Annotated in this window: 6 protein-coding genes; 5 read left to right on the forward strand and 1 reads right to left on the reverse strand. The window is 66.1% G+C overall.

Annotated features, from left to right (window positions below):
- Nucleotides 1-117: 117 nt before the first annotated feature.
- Entirely contained in the window at nucleotides 118-636 is a 519-nt protein-coding gene (locus HMPREF3121_RS01835) for an RDD family protein (RefSeq protein WP_070519406.1), read from the reverse strand.
- Between the two features lie 210 nt (nucleotides 637-846).
- Between HMPREF3121_RS01835 and glnA (HMPREF3121_RS01840) the strand changes: the two genes are divergently transcribed.
- From glnA (HMPREF3121_RS01840) to HMPREF3121_RS01860, 5 genes are all read left to right on the forward strand, one after another.
- Nucleotides 847-2283, forward strand: coding sequence for a type I glutamate--ammonia ligase (gene glnA / locus HMPREF3121_RS01840; protein ID WP_035123197.1), 1437 nt, complete (start codon nucleotides 847-849; stop codon nucleotides 2281-2283).
- A gap of 184 nt (nucleotides 2284-2467) precedes the next feature.
- Nucleotides 2468-3352, forward strand: coding sequence for a metallophosphoesterase family protein (locus HMPREF3121_RS01845; protein WP_141742924.1), 885 nt, complete (start codon nucleotides 2468-2470; stop codon nucleotides 3350-3352).
- Nucleotides 3353-3430: 78 nt separating this feature from the next.
- Nucleotides 3431-4705, forward strand: a complete 1275-nt coding sequence (locus tag HMPREF3121_RS01850) for a glycosyltransferase (protein ID WP_070519408.1) — start codon at nucleotides 3431-3433, stop codon at nucleotides 4703-4705.
- Between the two features lie 256 nt (nucleotides 4706-4961).
- Nucleotides 4962-6398: a type I glutamate--ammonia ligase gene (glnA, locus tag HMPREF3121_RS01855; RefSeq protein WP_070519409.1), complete on the forward strand. Its 1437-nt coding sequence runs from the start codon at nucleotides 4962-4964 to the stop codon at nucleotides 6396-6398.
- A 45-nt stretch (nucleotides 6399-6443) separates the two neighbouring features.
- Nucleotides 6444-7607, forward strand: a complete 1164-nt coding sequence (locus HMPREF3121_RS01860) for an ornithine cyclodeaminase family protein (RefSeq protein ID WP_070519410.1) — start codon at nucleotides 6444-6446, stop codon at nucleotides 7605-7607.
- Nucleotides 7608-7746: the final 139 nt, after the last annotated feature.

Below are 7746 nucleotides of genomic sequence, written 5' to 3' on the forward strand. Positions count from 1 at the left end.
CGCCGCCCCTCATCGGGGGCGGCGGCGGTTCGTCGTTCCGGATCGGCGACCCGGGAGCCACGCCGTTACCCGGGAGCCACGCCGTGCACGGTCACCGACGGGAACCGGGTTTTCCGGCTATCCGCGGATGACGGCGGTGCCGGTGGCGCGGTCGTGCATGCCGCGCAGGTCGGAGTCCTGGATGGCCGGCGGCAGGAGCAGCAGCGTCAGGAACGTGCGCACGAACGCGCGCCACAGTCCGACGCGTTCGCCGGGGACGTCGACGCGGGCGACGCCCATGCGCAGGATCCCCTGGCCCGGGGTGCGGCCGAACAGCCACACCGACACGGTGCCGACGATGAGGAAGATCAGCGCCGTCCACGTCGCGGTGAACGACTGCCACGCGATGAACGGGTCGCCGAACTGTTCGATCTGCTCCTGGCTGGGGCCCGCGAAGGGGTACACCAGCGAGGTGAGGAACATGCAGAAAAACCAGTCGAGCAGGATGCCGCCCACGCGGCGCAGCAGCGACGCCTGCGACCCCTCCCCCGATTGCGCCAGCCCGAGGTTTTGCCCGGGGTATTCGGAGAGGTTGTCGGGGTCGTCGAACTGCCCGGGGACCTGGGGTCCTTCGAGCCAATTGCTCTTTTCGGCCATGGGTTCACAGTGTAGCGGCCCGCGGCTTTGCGACGAATCCAGGTCGACTCGTCGTAAAGCGACGGCAACCCGGGCCACCGAAACGGCGTGCCCCGACCGCGGCCCGGACCCACGCGAATCGTGTGGCGCGCGTTACGTCAGACGGGTGCAAAAGACCAGGGTCCTTTTCGATAAAGTGGACTTCGTCATCCGTCACGTTAGGAGTCGCACATGAACTTCACCTCCCCCGCCGAGGTCGTCAAGTACATCGAGGAGGAGGGCATCGAGTTCGTCGACGTCCGCTTCACCGACGTTCCCGGCACCGAGCAGCACTTCACCATCCCGGCGTCCGCCTTCGACGAGGACGCCATCGCCGAGGGACTGGCGTTCGACGGTTCGTCCATCCGGGGATTCACCACGATCGACGAGTCCGACATGACCCTGCTGCCGGACCTGAAGACCGCGCGACTCGACCCGTTCCGCACCGCGAAGACCCTCAACATCCAGTTCTTCGTCAACGACCCGTTCACCCTGGAGCCGTTCTCCCGCGACCCGCGCAACATCGCACGCAAGGCCGAGGAGTACATGGAGTCCACCGGCATCGCCGACACCTGCTTCGTCGGCGCCGAAGCCGAGTTCTACCTTTTCGACTCCGTGAAGTTCCGCGTCGACGCCCACGCCGGCTTCTACGAGGTCGACTCCGTCGAGGGCTGGTGGAACCGCGGCAACGACGAAAACCCCGACGGCTCGCCGAACCTGGGCTACAAGACCCGCATGAAGGGCGGTTACTTCCCCGTCGCCCCGTACGACCACTACCAGGATCTGCGCGACGAAATGTGCAACCTGCTGCGCGACATCGGCTTCGAGATGGAACGCCAGCACCACGAGGTCGGCACCGGCGGCCAGCAGGAGATCAACTACAAGTTCAACTCCCTGCTGCACGCGGCCGATGATCTGCAGACGTTCAAGTACGTCATCAAGAACGCCGCGTGGCGCGCCGGCAAGTCGGCGACGTTCATGCCGAAGCCGCTGGCCGACGACAACGGTTCGGGCATGCACGCCCACCTGTCGCTGTGGAAGGACGGCGAGCCGCTGTTCTACGACGAGGCCGGCTACGGCGGCCTGTCCGACACGGCGCGCTACTTCATCGGCGGCATCCTGGAGCACGCCGGCGCGGTGCTGGCGTTCACCAACCCGACCCTGAACTCGTACCACCGCCTGGTGAAGGGCTTCGAGGCGCCGATCAACCTGGTGTACTCGCAGCGCAACCGTTCGGCGGCGGTGCGCATCCCGATCACCGGCTCGAACCCGAAGGCCAAGCGCGTGGAGTTCCGTGCGCCGGACCCGTCGGGCAACCCGTACCTGGGCTTCGCCGCGATGCTGATGGCCGGCTTGGACGGCATCAAGAACCGCATCGAGCCGCACGCGCCGGTGGACAAGGACCTCTACGAGCTGCCGCCGGAGGAGGCCGCGGACATCCCGCAGGCGCCGACGTCGCTGGAGGCGTCCCTGGCCGCCCTGCGCGACGACCACGAGTTCCTCCTCGAGGGCGACGTGTTCACCGAGGACCTGATCCAGACGTACATCGACTACAAGTACGCCAACGAGATCGAGCCGGTCCGCCTGCGCCCCACGCCGCAGGAGTTCGAGATGTACTACGACTGCTAGACCGGTCCCGCGGTTCACGGTCCCGCCGCAGTGGTGACCCGGTGATTTTCCGCTTCTTCGCTTTGCGACGATCGCCGCCCGTGCTCCACCGGGGAGCGCGGGCGGCTTTCGTCGTCAAGCGGCACCGTCGGATCTATGCTCGGAGACGAGAGCCGACGTTGACGGGGTGATTCCTTTGAAGACCATGCAACGCCTCACCGAGGCGTACCGGGGCGCCCGCGTCGAACCCATCGACGAGACGACGCGGTACGTCATCATGAGCGACTGCCACCGCGGCGACGGGTCGAAGTCGGACGAATTCCTGAAGAACAAGAACTCCTATACCGCCGCCCTCGACCACTACTGGCGGGAGGGCTTCACCTACGTCGAAGCCGGCGACGGCGACGAACTGTGGGAATACGACTACAAGCACATCATCCGCGCCAACCGAGCCGTGTGGGAACGCCACCTCGAATTCCACCGCGCCGGCCGGATGATCCGCATGTGGGGCAACCACGACGTCGAGCTGCAGGACCCCGACTACGTGCGCGAGAACCTCTGGACCGCCGAGCATCCCGGCACCGGCGAGGTCGGGCCGTTTTTCGACGGGCTCGACCCCATCGAGGCCGTCGTGTTCCGCAGGGCCGAGACCGGGCAGGAAATCCTCCTCGTCCACGGCCACCAGGGCGACCTGCCCAATGATCAGGCCTGGCGATTCAACCGCTTTTGGCTGCGCGTGTTCTGGAAATACATGCACAGGCTCGGCTTTCACAGCCCGACCAGCCCGGTGGCCAACTCGTACAAGCGGCACAAGGTGGAACGCAATTACGTCAAGTGGATCCGCAAGAACCGCACGGCCCTGATCTGCGGGCACACGCACCGGGAGAAGTTCCCCGCCGGCGGCGACATGCCGTACTTCAACGCCGGCAGCTGCGTCTACCCGTCTCACATCACCGCACTGGAAATCGTCGGCGCCACCGTGGCGTTGGTGCGGTGGCGCGTCGACCCCAACGAGGACGGAATCCTGCAGGTCACGCGCCGCGTCGTGTCGGGGCCCACCCCCATCGGGGACTTCGACATCCGGGGCTGATCGCAGCGGTCGGCCCCACCTTCGAACCCCGCCTTGTTTCGGAATGACAAGTAGCGGAGATTGCCCGACAATCTTCGCATGGATTTCGTCCGCGCCCGTGATGGCGTCCGGCCCCTTCGGGTCCTTTTGCTCAGCGACTGCTGGTCCCCGACGGTCAACGGAGTCGTCCGTTCCGTCACCGATCTTCGCGACGGCCTGACCGCCGCAGGCCACGACGTGCGTGTGCTCACCGTCGGCGCGGGCCCGTCCACCATCTTCGACGGCCACGTGTACGGGGTGGCGTCGATGCCCGCCGGCGCGGTGTACCCGCATGCCCGCATCGGTCGGCCGGTCAGCGGGACCGTGCTGCGTCACGTGGCGGAGTGGGCATCGGATGTCATCCACAGCCACACGGAGTTCCCCACGTTCAGTTGGGCACGGGCCATCGCGCGCCGCTCGGGCGTGGCGCACGTGCACACCTACCACACCTCCTACGAGGACTACACGCATTACTTCTGCCCGAGCCGCCGACTGGGCAAGGCGATGACCAGGGCGTTCATCCGCGACCGGCTGGGCCGCACCGACCGGGTCATCGCCCCGACCGGCAAGGTCGCCGACATGCTGCGCGGCTACGGCGTCACCACTCCGATCGAGGTCATCGGCACCGGCGTCGACGTCGACCGCTTCCGGCCCGTCGCCGATTCCGGTGCCCGGTCCCTCGATGCCTCGTTCGCGGCGCAGCTCGGTCTCGCCCCGGGCGTTCCGGTCGTGCTCACCGTCGGCCGTCTGGCCGCAGAAAAGAACCTTCCCGAGACCCTCCGCTTGCTCTGCCGCATCACCGATGTGCCGTGGCAGTGGCTCGTCGTCGGCGATGGCCCGGCCGCCGGCGAATTAGGCAGCCTCGCAACCCGGCTCGGCGTCGCCGACCGCGTGCACATGGTCGGCGCGGTGCCCGTCGACGAGGTCGCCCGTTACTACCGGCTCGGCGACGTCTTCGTCACCTCGTCGCGAAGCGAAACCCAAGGCCTGACCTGCCTCGAGGCCCTGGCCTCCGGTCTGCCCACCATCACGCCCGATGACGATGCCTTCCGCGGCGCCATCATCGACGGCGTCAACGGCCACCGGTATGCCTCCGACGCGGACTTCCTGTCCACCATCCGCACGCTGCTTGACGACGACGCCTTCCGCCGGACTCTGTCCGACGGCGCGCGGGCCGGCGCCGTGCAATGCGGGCGCGACCGATTCGTCGACGAAGTGTTCCGCTGCTATCGGCGAGCCATGTCCGACACGGCGCCGAATGCCCCCGCCGCAATGGCGTCGACTCCGCGCCGGATGAGGAAGACCAACCGTCCTGCACTGAAATTGGCCGGGTGAACCCAGCCTCCGCCCACACCCCCCCAGGCGACGACAACATCGTTCACCAACGTCCGGCCCCCGCCCCCGCCGATCACCCCCATCTCGGCAACGCCCGATTCGCGAGCTTCCAGGCAAAAGACGATGATCACGCCTCCGGTTCCTCCCCCGACCGACGTAATCACCCGCACATCAATTCTCGAAGGTGAATAAGGTGCAAATATACGCGCCGGTCACACGGCAACGCTTTGCCCAATAGACAGAGGACAAATTAATCGTGCCCTTCAGGGAACCTGCCGACATAATCGACTTCATCGCCAACGAAGACGTCAAATTCGTTGACATCCGATTCACGGATCTGCCGGGAACCGAACAGCACTTCACCATTCCCGCGTCCGAATTCGACGAAACGACCATGTCGGAAGGCCTCGCCTTCGACGGCTCGTCGATTCGCGGGTTCACGTCCGTCGACGAATCCGACATGACGCTGCTGCCGGACCTTTCCACCGCGCACATCGACCCGTTCCGGACCGCGAAGACCCTCAACATCAAGTTCTTCGTGCACGACCCCTTCACCCTCGAGCCGTTCTCGCGCGACCCTCGCAACATCGCCCGCAAGGCGGAGGAGTACCTGCGGTCCACCGGCATCGCCGACACCTGCAACATCGGCGCCGAAGCAGAGTTCTTCCTGTTCGACAAGGTCAGCTACTCCACCCAGACCCACAACGGATTCTTCCACGTCGATTCCGTGGAAGGCTGGTGGAATCGCAGCGCCGACACCAACCCGGACGGTACGCCGAATCTGGGGTACAAAACCCGCATGACCGGCGGATATTTCCCCGTCGCCCCGTACGACCATTTCCAGAATCTGCGCGACGAAATCAGCCTGGAACTGGAGGAATGCGGCTTCACTCTGGAGCGACAGCACCACGAGGTGTCCACCGCCGGCCAGCAGGAAATCAATTACCGCTTCAATTCCCTCCTCGCCGCGGCCGATGACATGCAGGTGTTCAAGTACGTCGTGCGCAACACCGCCTGGCGCGCCGGCAAATCCGCGACCTTCATGCCCAAGCCGCTGAGCCGCGAGGCCGGGTCGGGCATGCACGCGCACCTGTCCCTGTGGAAGGACGGCAAGCCGCTGTTCTACAGCGAGCACGGCTACGCCGGCCTGTCGGACATGGCGCGCCACTTCATCGGCGGCATCCTGGACCATGCGCCCGCGCTCATCGCGTTCACCAACCCGACGATGAATTCGTACCGTCGGCTCATCCCCGGGTTCGAAGCCCCGACGAGCCTCGTGTACTCCCAGCGCAATCGGTCCGCGGCCATCCGCATCCCCATCACCGGTGCGAACCCGAAGGCCAAGCGAATCGAGTTCCGCGCCCCCGACCCGACGGCCAACCCCTACCTGGCGTTTTCCGCGATGATGATGGCCGGTCTCGACGGCATCCGGAACCGCACCGAGCCCGGTGAGCCGCTCGACAAGGATATCTACGAGCTTCCCCCCGAGGAAGCCGCGGGCATCCCGAACACGCCGCCGTCGTTGGCCCTGGCCCTGGACGCGCTCGAAGCCGATCACGAGTTCCTTCTGGAAGGCGACGTGTTCACCGAAGACGCCATCGAGGCGTACATCGAGTACAAACGAGAGTGCGAGATCGCGCCTTCGCTGCTCCACCCGACGCCGTTCGAGTACGAGATGTACTACGACGCGTAGGCGCGCTCGCCGACAGCCCATAACCCGTTTATTCGAAAGGAACACATGACCGCTTCCCCGTATGAAGGCATGCCCCACATCGACTTCCTGTACCTGTCCGAGCCCGAGATGATCGAAGCCGGAGTCACCGACTCCGCCGCCTGTGTGGAAACCATGGAGGAGACGCTGATCCTCCTCGCAGACGGCGACTACCGCATGGCCGGTGCCTCGGCGAACTCGCACGGAGCGCAGATCAACTTCCCCTCCAACCCGGAGCATGAGGGAATGCCGGCCGACGGTCCGGACCGCCGATTCATGGCCATGCCGGCATACCTGGGCGGACGCTTCCGCGCGGCCGGCGTGAAGTGGTACGGCTCCAACGCGGAAAACCGCAACCACGAGCTGCCCCGTTCCATCCACGTCTTCGTGCTCAACGACGCCACCACCGGCGCCCCGATGGCGATCATGTCCGCCAACCTGCTGTCGGCGTACCGCACCGGTGCGGTGCCGGGCGTGGGCGTCAAGCACCTGGCCGTGCAGAACGCCGAGACCGTCGGCATCATCGGCCCGGGCGTGATGAGCCGAACCATCTTCGATTCGGCCATCTCCCAGCGCCCCGGCATCAAGCACCTGAAGATCAAGGGCCGCTCCGCCGGTTCCACCAACCGGGTGGCGGAGTACTTCCGCGAGAAGTACCCGCAGCTGGAGTCCGTCACCGTCGTCGACTCCGAGCGCGAGGCCATCGAGGGGTCGGACATCCTCATCGCCGGCACGTCGACGTCGCCCGACGGCCCCAGCGGCTTCCCCTACTTCAAGCGCGAGTGGATCAAGCCGGGCGCACTCATCCTGTGCCCCGCCGCCGCCCGTTTCGACGATGACTTCATCACCTCCGACGAAGCCAACCTCGTCGTCGACTACACCGGCCTGTACGAGGAGTGGTTCAACGAAAACGGCCCCGACGTCACCTACGAGCGTCTGCTGGGCATTCCCGGCAACCGCTGGTGGGACATGACGGAGGAGGGCACGCTGCCCAAGGACAAGCTGGTCAACATCGGCGACATCGCCGCCGGCCGCGCCCCTGGCCGCACCGACGACGAGCAGATCTTCTGCTACTCCATCGGCGGCATGCCCGTCGAGGACGTCGCCTGGGCGTACGACGTGTACGAAAACGCCCGCGCCAAAGGCATCGGCACGACCCTCAACCTGTGGGACATGCCGGTCCTGCGCTAACCCGCCGCAACGGCGCGCCCCACCCGGTGCGCCGTCTGCCCCGGCACCGCCGGGCTGCGACGACGGCCGCCGCCTCAAAGTCGAGGCGGCGGCCGATTATTGCTTCTTCCCTCCCCGTTACCTTGTGAGTGTCCCCGAT

This window comes from Corynebacterium sp. HMSC11E11, assembly GCF_001807025.1.
GTDB lineage: Bacteria > Actinomycetota > Actinomycetes > Mycobacteriales > Mycobacteriaceae > Corynebacterium > Corynebacterium freneyi.